Origin of the sequence: Pseudoalteromonas sp. 78C3 (assembly GCF_002836695.1) — a bacterium.
GTDB classification, from domain to species: Bacteria; Pseudomonadota; Gammaproteobacteria; order Enterobacterales; family Alteromonadaceae; genus Pseudoalteromonas; species Pseudoalteromonas arctica.
In genome coordinates this window covers 1-17,039 of record NZ_PJAV01000069.1, presented here as the reverse complement: position 1 = coordinate 17,039, position 17,039 = coordinate 1, and the positions used below count along the sequence as shown (strand labels likewise).

Here is a 17,039-nt window from a genome sequence, read left to right as displayed (position 1 = left end):
AGTACTTGAGCAACTTAATAATCGTCCGAGGAAGACACTTGGATTTGAAACGCCTGCAAAATTGATGCAGGATCACTTGGCGGCTAAAGCCGCCTAAACGTTATGCACTTCAGGTTTGAATCCGCGTCAGTAATTACTGTTTAATTTTACTAATTACTTTTGACGTTGAGCATCCATCTAAAAATTCAAGCACTTCAACTTTTCCACCATGGCGAAGCACATGCTCAGCACCCGCTATTTGCTCTACGGTGTAGTCGCCGCCTTTAACTAAAATATCAGGGCTTATTTGCTCAATTAATTTAGCGGGAGTATCGTTTTCATCTAAGCTACCAAACGGAATAACCCAATCAACTGATGAAAGTGCACTAAGTACCATTGCACGCTCATCTAGCGGATTTATTGGACGATCTGCCCCTTTTAAACGCGTAATAGATTCATCATTATTTAATCCAACAACGAGTCTATCGCCTCGCGCTTTAGCTTGCGCTAAATAACGTACATGCCCTGCGTGTAAAATATCAAAGCAGCCATTGGTAAATACAATGGTTTCGCCGTTTTGTTTTGCAAATTCAATATGCTGAAGTACATCATCAAATGGTGTTTGGTAATGCTCGCCGGTAGTATGTAAATACTGACCAAGTTTACGACTTAACTCTTCTGGCGAAACTGTAGCTGCACCAAATTTACTAACCGCTATACCTGCTGCTAAGTTAGCAATTTCGACAGCATCTTTAGGTTCCATGCCCGCACCAAGCATAACGGCTAATGTAGCTATAACCGTATCACCGGCTCCAGTCACATCACTTACTTCAAGTTCTTGTGCTGCAAAATCAAACTTTTCATCTGCACTAATAAGCGACATACCTTGCTCAGAACGCGTAAGCAACATGGCTTTAATGCCATTTTTGCTAATTAAATCACGTGCACTTGCAGCTAAAGCTTCTTCTGAATCGGTTTGACCACCCGCTAACTTAAACTCATGTAAATTAGGCGTAATGTAATCAGCACCTTCATATAAATGTAAATCTGGCGATTTAGGGTCGATTAAAACCGTTTTTCCGGCGCCCTTAGCAAGGCTTACCATCTCTTTAATTAAGCTTAAAGATCCTTTGCTGTAATCAGAAAACACAATAAAGTCGTATTCATCAAGTACCAACTCTAAGCGGTTTAATAAAAGTTGGCTATGTTGCTCGGTAAATGTTTCTTCTAAATCAAGACGAACTAGTTGTTGGTGACGACTAATAACGCGCATTTTAGAAATAGTCGGTAAATCACATACACTGACTAATTGTGAGCTTATTTTTTCACCTTTTAGAATAGTCTCTAAAATCTGCCCGCTTTCGTCTTCACCAATTAAGCCCAGTAAGCCGACTTTTGCATCTAACCGCGCTATATTTTTTGCAACGTTAGCTGCACCGCCCGCTTTGTCTTCAAATTTACTTACTTTAACAACAGGTACTGGCGCTTCTGGCGAAATACGTCCTGTGTCGCCATACCAATAACGGTCTAGCATTACGTCGCCAACAACTAATATACGTGCTGCCGATAAATTTTTTAATAACGATAAATCCATTACTGCTGCTCCGCAACAACCATATCCATGGCTTCACATAACCAGTGACCTATAAACATGTGAGCTTCTTGAATACGTGCTGTTTCATCATTTTTTATAATGATAGGTAACTTAGCAATATCTTTTACTTTACCGCCATCACGCCCAGTTAATGCCACTGTAAAAGCACCTAGTTTATTTGCGGCTTCTAACGCTAAATTAATATTATTACTAGTACCTGATGTGGTTAAACCAATCACTAAGTCTTCTGGTTTACATAGCGCTTGAACTTGACGTTCAAACACCGTATCAAAGTGATAATCGTTGCTGTGTGCTGTTAAAATTGATGTGTCGGTGGTCAATGCCATAGAGGCAAGCGGACCACGCTCTAATTTATAACGCACTACAAATTCTGCTGCTAAATGCTGTGCATCGGCTGCACTACCGCCGTTACCAAACCATACAATCTTGCCACCAGCTTGTAATGCACTATGACATGCTTCTAACAGTTGCATAGATTCTTGATGATAAGCTTCCATCGTTTCAAATAATGCTTGATGACGGTTTAATGTTTCAACGTAGCTAGTTGCCACTGAATCGATAATTGACATGAAAAATTCCTCTAGGAACTGAAATAGCAGGGAAAAATTAAATCCATTATTCCATAATTTTATTTAATTGTGTGCATTTTATCGGGTTATAACTGAACCCAGACCATATTTTATTACGAGTATGTTTAGAAAACGGATATTTCACGGTAAACTAACGCCACTTCCCTTTACGAAAGATCAGTATGGCACGCATTTTTTACTCTCTAGCATTAATTTTTATTAGCCCACTGATTGTATTTTATCTCTATATTTTACGAGGTAAAAAAAACCAAGGCTATCGTGCACACTTTAAAGAGCGCTTTGGGTTTGTCAGTAAGTCTTTATTTACGACTAAAACCAAACCTTTAGTTTTTCATTGTGCTTCTGTTGGTGAGGTACTTGCCGCAACGCCGCTTATTAAAGCACTGCAAAAAGCGCATCCAAATTTAAATATTCTTATAACCTGTAATACCCCAACAGGCAGAGAGCAAATACTTAACCAGTTTAAAAATACTGTGGCGTGTAGCTACTTACCAATCGATTTTCCGTTTGCTACAGCCCGATTTTTAAAGCGTATAAAGCCACAAGCATTATGTATTTTAGAAACCGAGCTATGGCCAAATTTAATGGCGATAAGTCACAAAAAAAATATACCGGTACTTGTCATCAATGCAAGACTCTCTGAAAAGTCGCAGCAAGGCTATCAAAAGGTCGCTAAATTAACGCATATTATTATGCGCTCAATTACAGTACTTGCGAGTCATAACAAGGCAGATGCGGAGCGTTTTATAGAGCTTGGTCTCGAAACTTCAAAAAGCCATGTAACAGGCTCTATAAAATTTGATATAACACCAAGTGACGAGCAATTAGCCAAAGTACTTAATCTTAAACAGCTTTATAGCAGTAATAAACACAGCAATAATGAGCATAATACTGACGAGCGTTTTATATGGGTGGCAGGCTCAACACATCCTTTAGAGCATGAGTTGGTACTTTCAGCCCATCAAGAGTTACTAAAAAAGCAACCTAATGCATTACTTATAATTGCTCCGCGCCATCCAGAACAATTTGATAAAGTGGCAGAATTTTTAACGCAAAGCCCACTTAGTTTTAGCCGCCGCAGCCAAAATAGCTATAGCAATGAGCAAGTCCTCCTTGCTGATACGCTTGGTGAACTACAGTGTTTGTATGGCGCTGCAAATATCAGCTTTATTGGCGGCAGCTTAATTCGCAGAGGTGGGCATAATCCATTAGAATCAGCTGCGTTTTCGGTAGGTGTAATAACAGGTCCACACACATATAATTTTGATCATGTTTATCCCGAGCTTATAAAGCTTAAAGGCGCTTTAGTGGTTGATAACAACGACGAACTGGCAAAACAGCTTATAACGTTTAGCCAAAACACAAAAGCATGCCAAACCTTAGGTGTTAAAGCTGCTCAATGCGTTGCTAAAAACCAAGGTGCTATACAAAAAACACTTAACATTACTAATCAATATTTAGAGCCAAAACCGTGACCAACATAGCTATAAGCCAAACCCGCGAATGGGTGTCATCTGTTATTGTTAAATATAACTTTTGCCCGTTTGCCCGCAAAGAAGTAGAAAATAACTGTATTCATTATGTTGTAAGCCCAGCAACAAGTATGGATGATGCTGTAATGGATATGCTTGAGCAATGTATTGAGCTTGACCGCGAACCAGAGCGCGAAACTACCCTTATCATGTTTGACAACGGCTTTAGTGACTTTGAAGACTTTTTAGACTTGGTCGATTTAGCTAATGCACTTTTAGTCGCGCAGGGGTTTGAGGGAAAGTATCAAATTGCTAACTTTCATCCTCATTACGTATTTGCCGACAGTGATGAAACTGATGCTGCAAACTACACAAATAGAGCGCCTTTTCCTACTCTGCATTTAATTCGCGAAGCAAGTATGAGCGAAGCGCTTGATAGTTATAACGAGCCTGAATCTATTCCAGAGCATAATATAAACCTAGCAAGGCGTAAGGGTATTGATTTTTGGCAGCAGTTACTTGAAGGCTGTAAAAAACCGAGCGCTTAAATGCTCGGTTTTATTTTTGTTTGTGCAAACCTTGTGCAAAAAAAAGCAATAACTAACGCTTATTTTTTAACCCAGTTACCATTTACTTCAACGTAATGACCACTTTGGGTTTTTTCAATTGTTTTAGCGGCAGCAAGTGCTTCAACTTGTGAAAGCGACAAGTTATTCTTTTTAGCCAGCTTTAAGTACTGCGCTTTACGCTTTGCATTTATGTCATCAACAACTGCTTTTGCTTCTGCGTTTTGTACAACAAGCCCTAAATAACCAGAGCTATCTTCACCTACAAAACCTTGGTTTTTAGCATCATCAAGGCTAATAGCCCACGCAGAGAACGACATACATACTGCACTAACTAACGTAATAATATTTAATTTTTTCTTCGTATTCATGTTCTAGCTCCTTAAAATAACTCACTGTCGTCACTAAACAAACTGTCGAGTTCTTTATCTACTTTTACGCGAATTTCGTGATCGACCTTCACATTTAAATTAATCGTAATGGGCTCTTTAGCAGACACCTCAACTCGGTGTGTGCAGGCACTTAGTGCACTAATAACACCTAGCCCGAGCAGTACTTTTATCAATAACGACTGTCTCATTATTAGTTTCCTTTTTGTGAGTATTGTAGCTCAACTTTTTGTGTAATTTCGTCACTTAAACGCAGTGCGCGTAAAAGTGTAAATACGTTTTCTTCGTGGTTATAATTAAAGTTAACTTGCTGCTGCTCTTGTTTATTATAGCCTTGTAAATTAACCCCAAGCTTTAACCAGCCATCGTTTTTTAATGCCACACTGCTATTAAGTTTTTGAATATCTAAATTAGTTAATAGCCCTAATACAGGTTGCAACTCTTGCTGTTGCTGCATTACTGAATCAAACGCGGCATTATTGGTGATTTTTAAATTACCTGTTCCTTGGCTAAATAAACTACCGTCAATTATTTCAATTTTTCCACTATCAAAATGGACAGGTAAAGACCCCGCCAAGCACCCCGTTAATACAATGCCCGACTTATCGTCGAGTGTAACGAGTTTACTGGCATCAATATTTTCAAACTTAACATTAGCAACTTGGTTTGGCTTCCCTATTGTGTAGGTATCTAACGAAAATTCGCCACCAAACACACTTCCCTTTACATCATTTATAAGCGCGGTATTACTACTCACTTGCCATTGCCCTTTAATCGCTTTAACTACGGCACCCGCTCTAAACTCATTTAAATTAAAGGTAGTTGGTTTTACATTAAGCTTACCTGAATTATATTCCCCGCTAAACACGCTATTTAAATCACTCGCAAGGTAATCGTTATACAGTGCACTTGTATGACTAATCCCCATATTGAACGATGCACTTTGTAAGTTTACATCGCCGTTAATATAGCCATTAAATTCGCCCTTAGTTAGCTGTGCAAGTGGCTCAAATTGACTAATAAACGCATTTAACGGCAGCGTACTTTGTTCAGGAATAATGACTTCAAACGGATGATCTTGCGATGATATATGATGATTTATAACTAACTCAACATCGTTTATAAACGCGTGATGAGTGGCTTTTAGTGCACGACTTTGCAAGCCTGTAGACTCTACTTTTATATTATTAAGTTTTATGTCAGGGCTATTAACAGTCTTTATATTTGTTTTTGCTGTTAGATCAGCAAATAACTCACCTACGCCTAAATTAGCATTTGCTGTTAATGTGTTACTTATATCTGTGACTTTAAATTCTTTATATTCCGCACTTTTTAATTGCTGCGTTAACGCTACCTCTGCGTTTAACTGTTTATCCATTTTTGCAGTTAAATCACCTTGATATTGCACTGCACTCATATCAAACGCATCTACACTATTAAGCGTTAATTTAGCATTTATAAGCCCAACTGGTTTTGAGTCTATAAACTCACTTATATTAAAGTGACCACTAAGGCTAAGCCCATTCGCTGTTGCAGGAACAAACTCAGGTAAGCTTTCAAGCATAACGGCATAATCGCCTTTAATCACAGCGCCAGATAACTGAGCATTAACGTTAATATTATTTATATCGGGTGTATTTATTTGAGCTGATAAATTTGTCTGTAAGTACTCAAATGGAGATGTAATATTTAGTGTTGTATCTATTATTAAAAAATCAAATTGCTTATCGCCTTCACTCATCAAATTAATTACAGGTACACTGAGCTCACTACCCTCTAAGCGAATTGATTGAGGGAGTTTAAGTTGCCAATTTAAAGGAACTTGTTTGCTAACAAAGCCTGCGTATTCACTCGGTGGAATTAACTCAGCACAGCTTGGTGTTAGATTAATTTTGTTATTAAGCAAATCGGTATTAAACATTAGCACTTGGCTATTTAAATTAAAACGCGTCGCCAATTTACCAGTGGTTAATACGTTAATCTGGCACTGCTGATTTGTATGAGAAAACTCATACGTGTGAGCAAACTGGGAGCTAATATCGCCATTTAACTCAACCTCTATACCGTCAAAGCTAAACGCTTGCTGAGAATTAAAATTAGTATCTGCAATTAATGTATTTTTAGTGTTTATAACGTGCTTTAAAAAAGTGTCATTAATTTCAAGCTGGCCACTTACTTTATTAGCAGTCAAAATTGCACTCGCGTTTATATCACCCGTAACATTAAATTGATTTAGTTCGGGTTCTAATATGCTTATTTTAAGTGGCTTATTGAGCTCATCACTTTTTACTATAAGCTGTTTAATATTAATTAATGGGCGGGTTGAAGGCAGCGCTAAATCGAGATTTTTAGCAAGTTGATTATCATTATCACTTTTAGGGAAAGAATTAACCGTTAACACTGCATTTTTAATATCTATACGCTTTGTATTTGCAGTAATACCAGTGAGTTGTAATTGTTGATTTTGGTAATTTACACACACTTTATCAGCATGAATATTTAGTTCAGCCGTAATTGAAAAATCGAGACAACTTAACGTAATGCCTGCTTTTTTGAGCTCAGGCGCTATAACCCACTGCAATAGCGGCAAGCGAAATACATAACCAAGCAGCAAGGTACTTAGTAATACAGCTCCAACAATTAAACCAATTCGCTTAAACATACTATCCTTAAATGCTTTGTGCTTTTAGCTAAAACTATACTAATCAAAAAAGGCTGCACAATGCAGCCTTTTTTATTTTACAGTAAGATTATGAATCTAACTTGTATAAACGCAAATGTAATTAACCTACGTTTTTACGTGCGTTACGGAACATACGCATCCACGGGCTATCCTCGATCCACTCATCAGGATGCCAAGAGTTAGCAACGCTTCTGAATACGCGTTCTGGATGCGGCATCATTACAGTGGCGCGACCATCAGTTGACGTAATACCTGTAATACCTTCTGGAGAACCATTAGGATTAGCTGGGTACTGCGTTGTAGGGTTACCGTAGTTATCTACAAACTTAACCGCTACAGTGCCGCTATCAAGCGCTGCTTTAGTGGCTGCATCGTTTGCAAACTCAGCATGACCTTCACCATGAGAAACCGCTATAGGCATACGCGAGCCAGCCATTCCGTTAAAGAACACAGACGGGTTTTCTTGTATTTCTACTAAACTAAAGCGTGCTTCAAAACGCTCTGATTTATTAGTTACAAAGCGCGGCCAATGTTCAGTACCAGGGATCAACTCTTTTAACGTTGATAACATTTGGCAACCGTTACATACACCTAAGCTAAAGGTATCTTCACGGTGGAAGAAGTTTTGGAACTGATCGCGTGCCATGTCGTTAAACAAAATAGACTTAGCCCAACCTTCACCCGCACCAAGTACGTCACCGTATGAGAAACCACCACATGCCACTAAACCTTTAAATTGCTCTAGCGTTAAACGACCTTCTAAAATGTCGCTCATGTGTACATCAATGGCAGCAAAACCAGCACGATTAAACGCAGCCGCCATTTCTAAATGAGAGTTAACACCTTGCTCACGTAAAATAGCCATTTGCGGTTTAGCACCGGTTGCAATGTATGGTGCAGCTATATCTTCGTTTAAATCAAAGTTAAGTTTTACGTTTAAGCCTGGATCTTTTGCATCAAATTTAGCATCAAACTCTTGCTTAGCACATTCAGGGTTATCACGGCGTGCTTGCATTTGATACGTTGTTTCAGCCCAAATAGTACGAAGCTCAGTACGCGTATGATTAAGTACCGTATTTTCGCCACGGTTAAATATAATCGTATCGTCACTGTTAAGCGTGCCAATGTTGTGGCTAATTGCTGCTATACCATGTTGTTCAAACACCGCATTTACTGCATCTAAATCAGCATTTGCTACTTGGATTACGGCACCTAGCTCTTCGTTATAAAGTGCTTCAATGTCTGAACCTGTTAAACCAGCTAAATCAACAGTTACACCGGTATGACCCGTAAACGCCATTTCAGCAACCGTGGTAAATAAACCACCGTCTGAGCGGTCATGATAAGCAAGTAACTTATTATCAGCTACAAGCGCTTGCATTGCGTTATAAAAGCCTTTTAATAACTCAGGGCTATCAACATCAGGTGTTACATCACCCAATTGCTTATAAACTTGCGCAAGGCTTGATGCACCCATGCGGTTTTTACCCGCACCTAAATCAACTAATATAAGCGATGTGTCGCCTTTATCTGTGCGTAGTTGTGGAGTGACTGTTTTACGTACGTCGTCAACACGACCAAACGCAGTTATAACCAGTGAAAGCGGCGATGTTACTGACTTCTCTTGTGAGTCACCTTCATCTTTCCATGTCGTTTTCATTGACATAGAATCTTTACCTACTGGAATCGTTAAACCAAGCGCAGGACAAAGCTCTTCCCCTACGGCTTTAACTGCTTCATATAAACCAGCATCTTCACCTGGATGACCCGCTGCTGCCATCCAGTTTGCCGATAACTTAATGTTTTCAAGGCTACCGATGTTTGCACAGGCAATATTAGTTAACGACTCAGCTACAGCTAAACGAGCAGATGCACCGTAATTAAGTAATGCTGCAGGAGTACGCTCACCGAGTGACATAGCTTCACCGTGGTAAGTATCATACGTTGCCGCAGTTACTGCACAGTTAGCAACAGGTACTTGCCAAGGACCAACCATTTGGTCGCGCGCTACTAAACCCGTAACTGAGCGATCGCCGATTGTTATTAGGAATGTTTTTTCTGCAATGGCTGGTAAACGCATTAAGCGCTGCGCTGCATCTGCTGCATTTATTAATGTAGTATCAAGCGCTTTACCAACAACTTGCTTTGACGTTACATCGCGGTGCATTTTAGGTGCTTTACCTAATAATACGTCCAGCGGTAAATCAACAGGGTTATTTTCAAAATGGCTGTCTGACACTGTTAAGTGAGGTTCAGCGGTTGCTTCACCAATAACAGCGTACTGGGCACGTTCACGCTTACAAATTGCTTCAAAGCGATCAAAGTCCTCTACGCCAACAGCGAGTACATAACGTTCTTGTGATTCATTACACCAAATTTCGTGTGGTGCCATGCCTGGCTCATCGTTAGGAATGCTACGTAATTGGAACTTACCACCACGTCCGCCATCATTAACAAGCTCAGGGAACGCATTTGATAAACCGCCAGCACCTACATCGTGGATGAATGCAATTGGGTTTTCGTCACCTAGCTGCCAACATTTATCGATAACTTCTTGGCAACGACGTTCCATTTCTGGGTTTTCGCGTTGTACTGAAGCAAAATCTAAATCTTCGTTTGATTGACCTGAAGCCATGCTTGATGCAGCACCACCGCCTAAACCAATGTTCATTGCAGGTCCACCTAGCGCAATTAATTTAGCGCCAACAGGAATATCGCCTTTTTGAACATGATCAGCGCGAATATTACCTAAACCACCGGCAAGCATAATGGGTTTATGGTAACCACGTACTTCTTCGCCATTATGGCTTGTTACTTTTTCTTCGTAAGTACGGAAGTAGCCTAATAAGTTAGGACGACCAAACTCATTATTAAATGCAGCGCCACCTAGTGGTCCCTCTGTCATTATATCAAGCGCGTTAACAATACGACTCGGCTTACCAAAATCGCTTTCCCATGGTTGCTCGTAACCTGGAATACGTAAGTTTGATACAGTAAAGCCAACTAAACCTGCTTTTGGCTTAGAGCCACGACCAGTTGCGCCTTCATCGCGAATCTCACCACCAGAGCCTGTAGCCGCACCTGAGAATGGGGCAATAGCTGTTGGGTGGTTATGCGTTTCAACTTTCATTAGTATTTCAATGTCTTCTTGATGATACGCATATTCACCTTGCGCATTTGGGAAGAAGCGACCCGCTTTTGAGCCTTTCATTACTGCCGCGTTATCTTTATACGCCGACAATACATTTTCAGGATTTAACTCAAACGTATTTTTAATCATTTTAAACAGCGATTTTGGCTGCTCTTTTCCATCGATCGTCCAGTCAGCATTAAATATTTTATGGCGACAATGCTCTGAGTTTGCTTGTGCAAACATAAACAATTCGATGTCGTTAGGGTTACGTCCTAACTTTATAAAGTTTTCTACCAAGTAATCTATTTCGTCATCAGCAAGGGCAAAACCTTGCTCAACATTGGCTATTGCTAATGCTTCGCGTCCGCCACCTAAAATATCAACAGACGACATTTGGCGCGGTGCATCACTGCGAAACAGTTGTGCAGCATCTTCAAGCTCACTATGCGTGGCTTCGGTCATACGGTCGTGCAATAACGCAATTACTTGTGCAAGTTGTTCTGCGTTTAAGTCACCTTCAACATAATAAGCAATACCGCGTTCAACACGGTGAACCTGTTTTAAACCACAGTTATGGGCAATATCGGTTGCTTTAGATGCCCAAGGTGAAATGGTACCTGGGCGAGGTGTAACAAGTACAAGTTTGCCAGCTGGGGTATGCTCAGCAATAGTTGGACCGTAAGTTAATAGTTTTTCAAGCTTGGTTTGCTCGGAGCTACTCAACGGCGATGTTAAATCGGCAAAGTGAGCATACTCGGCGTATACGTTAGTGACTGGAAGTTGCGATTGTTGGCAACGCGCTAAAATTTTATTAACTCTGAACTCTGACAGTGCTGGTGCACCACGAAGGATCAACATAGGTAATTTCATCCGGGGTTAGGGATTGAACGATATTTTAGGCACGCATTATAGTCCAATTAGCATTCAGATTTAACTCAAAATTACGCTTTTCATAAAATTAACTTTTTAGCTTTATTTATAGCCTCTTTTGGTTAATAAAATAAAAGGTAAAGTGACGCGATGGCTTAGTTTTGCTATAACGGTGACTGGCGAGCTTAAGGGGCACTCAATGTTCAAAGAAAAACTAATAATAATCATTACTTTAGTTATGCTGTTATGTGCATGCGATATGCAAGAGCAGCCAACTCAACTCGCCCAAATAAAAGAACACAATAAAATACGTGTGGGTACCCTTGCCAGTGCTAGTAATTATTATCAAGCCGTTCAAGGTGAGCAAGGCTTTGAATATGAGTTATCTCAAGCCTTCGCTGAATATTTAGGTGTAGAGCTTGAAATAGTCCCTTTCTTTAACTTATCTGACATGTTTGAACGCCTTGAAAGCGGTGATTTAGATTTGATAGCATCAGGACTTACCTATAATAAAACCCGTGCAGAGCAATACCGTTACGGACCAACTTACAGAACAATCAGCCAAAAGTTAGTTTATAAACAAGGGCGCGTTCGTCCTCGAGAGTTTGACGATTTAGATGGCAACTTTACGGTTATAGCTAAAAGTAGCCACTCGCTTACTCTACAAAAAATGAAGAAGAACAATCCAGATCTCACTTGGATAGAAAGCGAAGAGTTTGATGAAGAAGAACTACTTCAAGCAGTTATTGATGGCGAGATAGATTACACACTCGCTGATACGCATACGCTATCGCTGTTTCGCCGTTATCACCCAAATTTAAGCATTGGTTTTTCAGTTAGCCATAACGACCCGATTGCATGGATACTTAATAAATCTAAAGACGACTCTTTATATGCGTTGTTGGTGCCATTTTTTGGTGACGTTAAGCAAAGTAACCAGCTCTATGTACTTGAAGAAAAATACTTTGGTCACGTGCGCCAATTTAACTATGTAAATACCCTTGCTTATATCGAAGCAATTAAAGAAACCTTACCAACATACCAGCCATGGTTTGAACAATATGCAGGTAGCCTTGACTGGCGATTATTAGCGGCACTAAGCTATCAAGAATCTATGTGGAATCCTCGCGCTAAATCACCAACAGGTGTGCGCGGCATCATGATGCTAACTCGCAGTACAGCCAAACAAGTAGGTGTTACTAACCGGTTAGAACCAGAGCAAAACATTCGTGGTGGCGCTAAATACTTAAGCAAGCTTATTAAACGTATTCCTGACCGTATCCCGCAACCCGACCGCACATGGCTTGCTTTGGCCGGATACAATGTAGGTTGGGGGCATGTTAACGACGCACGTATAATTACCGAACAGCAAGGCGCAAGCCCTGATAAATGGGCTGATGTAAAGAAACGCCTACCGCTATTAATTAAAAAGCGCTATTACCGTAAAACTCGCTACGGTTATGCCCGAGGCGATGTAGCTGTTAAATATGTCGATAATATTCGTCGCTATTACGATGCACTTGTTTGGCTAGATGAAAATGATGCTATTGCTGCAGAGCCTGAGCCAGAACCAATTACAGAGTTGAGCACTGATACTGAGCTAAAGCTAAACGAAAAAAGTGAAGTAGAAAGTAAGGCAGATGAAGCTCAAACAGAAAAACAACAACCTATAATCGAACCCGAACAGTCGAGTGAAAACAATGGCTAAGATTAATATAAGTACCCGTTTATTGAGCATGTCAGTAAGCAAAATTTAAGTAAATTAAATATCTGTTTACTTGTCACCAAATGATCACTAATGTGTGTTAATTGTATATCATTATTTTATAAGATATACCCGTGCCTTTCTCAATCTTGCATTAGGAGAAAACATGCTAAAACGTAGACGCACACAAAGATTAAAACGCAATGTCATTTATTCAACGGCCACACGTCGTCGTGTTATGTTGCGAAAACTACACAAAAAAATCATCTGGCGTCGCCGAATGTTTGCTATGCAGCAAATGGCTGAATCAGAAATAGAGCCAATCGCTAGTTAACTTTAGTTAGGCTTATTTATTTGTTCATCACGAGCAGCTTTCTTAGCTGCTTTAATTTGCGCTCTTCTACGTTTAAAAAAATTCGAAATAGTATCACCGCACAGCTGTGCCAAAACACCACCGCACACCTCAACTTGATGATTTAACTTAGGCTCTTGTAATAAATTCATAATTGAACCCGCAGACCCTGTTTTAGCATCGACTGCTCCAAATACTAAACGCTTTATTCTGCTATGCACTAACAATCCCGCACACATAGAACAAGGCTCTAACGTTACGTATAGGGTGCAATCAATTAAGCGGTAATTGTTAAGGACTTTTCCAGCTTCTCGCACTGCAATCATTTCGGCATGGGCAGATGGGTCATTATCCGTTATTGAGCGGTTATACCCGACTGAAACTAGCTGGTTATCTTTGACTACAATTGCTCCAACCGGAATTTCATCAAGCAGCTCTGCTTGCTTTGCATACAAAAGCGCTTGTTCCATCCAGTAGGAATCATCAAATGGTTCGTTCATTATTTCTACTTAAATAACCTTTTATGCTGTAATTATACCTAGTTAGCACTCTAAAGTGCGCCATTCATTACTTTATTCCAAAAATAAAACAATATTTACCCGTTTGTAATGGCTCACTCGTGCTGATTTACGCTATAATCTCACGCTTTTTTTATTTAGCTCACAACACGGGTAGCAAATGAAATTTCCTGGACGCCGCAGGCATAAACATTATTTTCCAGTGGAAGCCAAAGATCCACTTACCAATCAACTTAACGCAACAGAGCGATTACAACGTAGTTATATTACGGGTATCGATCAGATCGTTGTTGATATAGAGGCAAAAGTTGATCAAGCTTTCCTTGACGAATTTCAACTACGTAGGGGGATGTCGCAAGTTATTGATAGCGATACAACAAACGCCTTATACGATCGTTTAAAATTAAACAATATGGTTGATTTTGAGTTTGCCGGTGGAACCATTGGTAACACTATGCACAACTACTCTGTACTTGCAGATGATCGCTCAGTTTTATTAGGCGTAATGAGCGAAAATATAAAAATAGGTAGCTACGCTTACCGTTTTTTATGTAATACCTCAAGCCGTGTAGACTTAAACTACCTTCAACCAGTTGATGGGCCTGTAGGCCGTTGTTTTACATTAATTGATGAAACCGGTGAGCGTACTTTTGCAATAAGTGCAGGCTTAATGAATCACTTACGTCCTGAATCTATCGATAAAGACCTTATTGAGAATTCATCAGCGTTAGTGATCAGTGCCTACCTTATGCGCACACAAGGTAGCGAAACAATGACTGAAGCCACTATGCAAGCGGTAAAATACGCTAATGACGCAGGTGTGCCAGTTGTGCTTACACTCGGAACTAAATTCTTAATTGAACAAGACCCTACTTGGTGGGCAAACTTTGTTGAAAAGCATGTTGATATTCTTGCTATGAACGAAGAAGAAGGTTTAGCTATTACAGGTTTTGAAGATCCTCTTTTAGCTGCTGATAAAGCACTTGATTGGGTAGACTTAGTTATTTGTACCGCTGGCGAAAAAGGCTTATTTATGGCCGGCTACGTAGACGAAAGCTTAAAGCGTGAAACCGAATACCCGTTACTACCAGGCGCCATACCTGATTTTAACCGTTACGAATTCTCACGAGCTATGCGTAAAGATGAGTGTGATGAACCTATTAGAGCATATAGTCATACGGCCCCATTTATGGGTGGACCTGATTCAATCAAAAACACCAATGGTGCAGGTGATTGCGCACTTGCGGCTGTACTACATGATTTGTCAGCGAATGTTTACCACAAGCTTAATGTGGCAAACTCAGCTAAACATCAGCAACAAGCTATTACTTACTCGTCACTATCGCAAATTAGTAAATATGCTAACCGAGCGAGCTATGAAGTATTAGTTCAGCACTCTCCGCGTTTATCTCGTGGTTTACCTGAACGTGAAGATTGTTTAGAACAAGTTTATTGGGAACAATAAATAACGGTGGGAGCAATTATTGCTCCCTATCGATTTCCTAAAAAATAGAAATATCGAGCTTTTTAGATAGCAGTTCCAGCGCTGCAATTCCTGCAACCGAATTACCAAACGAATTAAGCCCCGGAGAATAAACAGCTACAGTAAACTTATTTGGTAACACAGCTAAAATAGTTCCTGACACTCCCGACTTACCTGGCATGCCCACTCTGTAACCAAAATCACCGGCAGCATCATATAAACCACTCGTGAATAAAAGCGAATTAAGCTGTTTATTCTGACGACTACTTAAAACACGATTGCCCGATCGATTATCAACACCTTTATTAGCTAAAAAATTATAAGCTTTTGCTAATTCAATACAGTTGAGCTCAATAGAACAAAAGTTAAAGTAAGCCCACAAAACATCATCTACTTCGTTTTCAAAATTACCAAACGACTTCATTAAATGTGCCATAGCAGCATTACGATGCCTAAATTCATACTCAGAATTAGCAACTTTTTTATCAATTACTATGCCTCTATTACCAGCTAATAACCTGAAGGTTTCGAGCATAGAATGCATTGGCGCAGATAAGCGGCTGTATAACGCATCACACGTTACAATTGCGCCTGCATTGATGAATGGGTTACGAGGTATTCCCTTTTCAAACTCAAGCTGTGTAAGCGAGTTAAAGGCTGTACCTGAGGGTTCCTTTCCGACTCTATGCCAAAGTTCATCACCATAACGCTGTAGTGCCATAGTAAGTGTCATAACTTTAGAAACTGATTGAATAGTAAAGCGTTGAGAACAATCCCCCGCACATACAGTTTCACCATCAGTTGTATAAATAGCGATAGAAAATTGTTCCGGATCAACCTCGGCAAGCGCCGGTATATAATCAGCTACTTTCCCTTGTGATAATAAAGGACGTACTTCATATGCGATTTCATCAAGCACCTTTTGGTAATCAGCTGTAGGCAATCTAGACCTCTATATCGTCATTCATAAAAATTGGATTTTAACACGCGCTATTAAGTGCACCTAGTTTTGTTGTCGAATTTAACGGTGAGATTTTACTAAATTTAAATAGAAAAAAACGTCACATTACTGTATCTGGTTTCTCTTAATTAAATCCTGGTAATGTCATGGTGCCCACTGCGGTGGAGAGTCACAGTGCAAATGCTACGAACTCATTGTCGAGCGGAGATTTTTATGATTTTAGCGTCGGGAGTCGCTACGCTCGCCCGACCTACGTAATAGGTGTTAATGTGAGTGGGTGTTAATTGCGCGTATTTCACTTTTCTGCAGACATAAAAAAGCCCGAATCTTAAATTCGGGCGCTCTACAATGTGAAGTCGGTGCGCTACGCAGTAGGATGTCGTAGTGCCCACAGCGGTAGAGAGTCACATAGCAAATACTACACTATTATTAATCGTATCGTCTCTTAGTATGCAGAGTTTTACTAATTTCAAAAAGCAAAAAACCCGTTACATTGCTGTAACGGGTTTCTCTTAATTAAATCCTGGTAATGTCCTACTTTCACATAGCAAATGCTACACTATCATCGGCGCTGTTTCGTTTCACTACTGAGTTCGGCATGGAATCAGGTGGGTCCAAAACGCTATTGTCACCAAGAAAATTCTTTTCAATTTTCTTATTTTTAATTATTAAGATTAAAGTCCTTCGACTGAATTTGAAGCCTGGTAATGTCCTACTTTCACA

The 17,039-nt window shown here is 39.9% G+C and carries 13 protein-coding genes and 1 rRNA gene; 5 read left to right on the top strand and 9 right to left on the bottom strand.

Annotated features, from left to right (window positions below; genetic code table 11):
- Positions 1-133: 133 nt before the first annotated feature.
- Together hldE and CXF76_RS00910 are read right to left on the bottom strand one after the other, a co-directional pair.
- A complete protein-coding gene (hldE, locus tag CXF76_RS00915) occupies positions 134-1,573 on the bottom strand; it encodes a bifunctional D-glycero-beta-D-manno-heptose-7-phosphate kinase/D-glycero-beta-D-manno-heptose 1-phosphate adenylyltransferase HldE (RefSeq protein ID WP_024591453.1) in 1,440 nt (479 codons plus the stop codon).
- On the bottom strand, positions 1,573-2,163 hold the full coding sequence (locus CXF76_RS00910) for an SIS domain-containing protein (RefSeq protein WP_002961065.1): 591 nt from the start codon (positions 2,161-2,163) through the stop codon (positions 1,573-1,575). Before CXF76_RS00910 ends, hldE begins: the two co-directional genes overlap by 1 nt.
- A 182-nt stretch (positions 2,164-2,345) precedes the next feature.
- On the opposite strand from CXF76_RS00910, the gene waaA reads away from it, so the two are divergent.
- Together waaA and CXF76_RS00900 are read left to right on the top strand one after the other, a co-directional pair.
- Positions 2,346-3,659: a lipid IV(A) 3-deoxy-D-manno-octulosonic acid transferase gene (gene waaA / locus CXF76_RS00905; RefSeq protein WP_024608036.1), complete on the top strand. Its 1,314-nt coding sequence runs from the start codon at positions 2,346-2,348 to the stop codon at positions 3,657-3,659.
- Positions 3,656-4,204: a DUF1415 domain-containing protein gene (locus CXF76_RS00900; protein ID WP_101162831.1), complete on the top strand. Its 549-nt coding sequence runs from the start codon at positions 3,656-3,658 to the stop codon at positions 4,202-4,204. Before waaA ends, CXF76_RS00900 begins: the two co-directional genes overlap by 4 nt.
- Positions 4,205-4,263: 59 nt before the next feature.
- On the opposite strand, the gene CXF76_RS00895 is transcribed toward CXF76_RS00900, so the two are convergent.
- The 4 genes from CXF76_RS00895 to purL all read right to left on the bottom strand — a co-directional run bounded on the left by CXF76_RS00895 (position 4,264) and on the right by purL (position 11,285).
- Positions 4,264-4,593 carry a YdbL family protein gene (locus tag CXF76_RS00895; protein ID WP_007584701.1) on the bottom strand — a complete coding sequence of 110 codons (330 nt, stop codon included), beginning with the start codon at positions 4,591-4,593 and terminating at the stop codon, positions 4,264-4,266.
- An 11-nt stretch (positions 4,594-4,604) separates the two neighbouring features.
- On the bottom strand, positions 4,605-4,802 hold the full coding sequence (locus tag CXF76_RS00890) for a YnbE family lipoprotein (protein WP_024591450.1): 198 nt from the start codon (positions 4,800-4,802) through the stop codon (positions 4,605-4,607).
- A gap of 2 nt (positions 4,803-4,804) precedes the next feature.
- Positions 4,805-7,273 (bottom strand): YdbH domain-containing protein, encoded by a 2,469-nt coding sequence (locus CXF76_RS00885; RefSeq protein WP_101162830.1) that lies wholly within the window; start codon positions 7,271-7,273, stop codon positions 4,805-4,807.
- Between the two features lie 121 nt (positions 7,274-7,394).
- Entirely contained in the window at positions 7,395-11,285 is a 3,891-nt protein-coding gene (purL, locus tag CXF76_RS00880; RefSeq protein WP_101162832.1) for a phosphoribosylformylglycinamidine synthase, read from the bottom strand.
- A 211-nt stretch (positions 11,286-11,496) separates the two neighbouring features.
- Between purL and mltF the strand changes: the two genes are divergently transcribed.
- Positions 11,497-13,005 carry a membrane-bound lytic murein transglycosylase MltF gene (gene mltF / locus CXF76_RS00875; protein ID WP_101162828.1) on the top strand — a complete coding sequence of 503 codons (1,509 nt, stop codon included), beginning with the start codon at positions 11,497-11,499 and terminating at the stop codon, positions 13,003-13,005.
- 163 nt (positions 13,006-13,168) lie between these two features.
- Positions 13,169-13,336 (top strand): hypothetical protein, encoded by a 168-nt coding sequence (locus CXF76_RS20675; protein ID WP_007584688.1) that lies wholly within the window; start codon positions 13,169-13,171, stop codon positions 13,334-13,336.
- A 2-nt stretch (positions 13,337-13,338) separates the two neighbouring features.
- Here CXF76_RS20675 and tadA read toward each other — a convergent pair whose 3' ends face one another.
- Complete coding sequence (gene tadA, locus CXF76_RS00870) at positions 13,339-13,854, bottom strand: tRNA adenosine(34) deaminase TadA (protein WP_101162827.1); 516 nt, start codon at positions 13,852-13,854, stop codon at positions 13,339-13,341.
- Between the two features lie 178 nt (positions 13,855-14,032).
- Between tadA and CXF76_RS00865 the strand changes: the two genes are divergently transcribed.
- The gene (locus CXF76_RS00865) at positions 14,033-15,337 is read left to right on the top strand and encodes an inosine/guanosine kinase (RefSeq protein WP_010554383.1); all 1,305 of its coding nucleotides are present in this window, start codon (positions 14,033-14,035) and stop codon (positions 15,335-15,337) included.
- Positions 15,338-15,374: 37 nt separating this feature from the next.
- Here the strand turns inward: CXF76_RS00865 and glsB are convergent, their stop codons facing one another.
- Both glsB and rrf read right to left on the bottom strand, forming a co-directional pair.
- Entirely contained in the window at positions 15,375-16,298 is a 924-nt protein-coding gene (glsB, locus tag CXF76_RS00860; RefSeq protein ID WP_101162826.1) for a glutaminase B, read from the bottom strand.
- Positions 16,299-16,837: 539 nt separating this feature from the next.
- A 5S ribosomal RNA gene (rrf, locus tag CXF76_RS00855) occupies positions 16,838-16,952 on the bottom strand.
- Between the last annotated feature and the right edge of the window lie 87 nt (positions 16,953-17,039).

Coding starts and splice junctions, on each gene's coding strand:
- hldE (WP_024591453.1), bottom strand. CDS start 1,573: ATGGATTTATCGTTATTAAAAAATTTATCGGCAGCACGTATATTAGTT.
- CXF76_RS00910 (WP_002961065.1), bottom strand. CDS start 2,163: ATGTCAATTATCGATTCAGTGGCAACTAGCTACGTTGAAACATTAAAC.
- waaA (WP_024608036.1), top strand. CDS start 2,346: ATGGCACGCATTTTTTACTCTCTAGCATTAATTTTTATTAGCCCACTG.
- CXF76_RS00895 (WP_007584701.1), bottom strand. CDS start 4,593: ATGAATACGAAGAAAAAATTAAATATTATTACGTTAGTTAGTGCAGTA.
- CXF76_RS00890 (WP_024591450.1), bottom strand. CDS start 4,802: ATGAGACAGTCGTTATTGATAAAAGTACTGCTCGGGCTAGGTGTTATT.
- CXF76_RS00885 (WP_101162830.1), bottom strand. CDS start 7,273: ATGTTTAAGCGAATTGGTTTAATTGTTGGAGCTGTATTACTAAGTACC.
- purL (WP_101162832.1), bottom strand. CDS start 11,285: ATGTTGATCCTTCGTGGTGCACCAGCACTGTCAGAGTTCAGAGTTAAT.
- mltF (WP_101162828.1), top strand. CDS start 11,497: ATGTTCAAAGAAAAACTAATAATAATCATTACTTTAGTTATGCTGTTA.
- CXF76_RS20675 (WP_007584688.1), top strand. CDS start 13,169: ATGCTAAAACGTAGACGCACACAAAGATTAAAACGCAATGTCATTTAT.
- tadA (WP_101162827.1), bottom strand. CDS start 13,854: ATGAACGAACCATTTGATGATTCCTACTGGATGGAACAAGCGCTTTTG.
- CXF76_RS00865 (WP_010554383.1), top strand. CDS start 14,033: ATGAAATTTCCTGGACGCCGCAGGCATAAACATTATTTTCCAGTGGAA.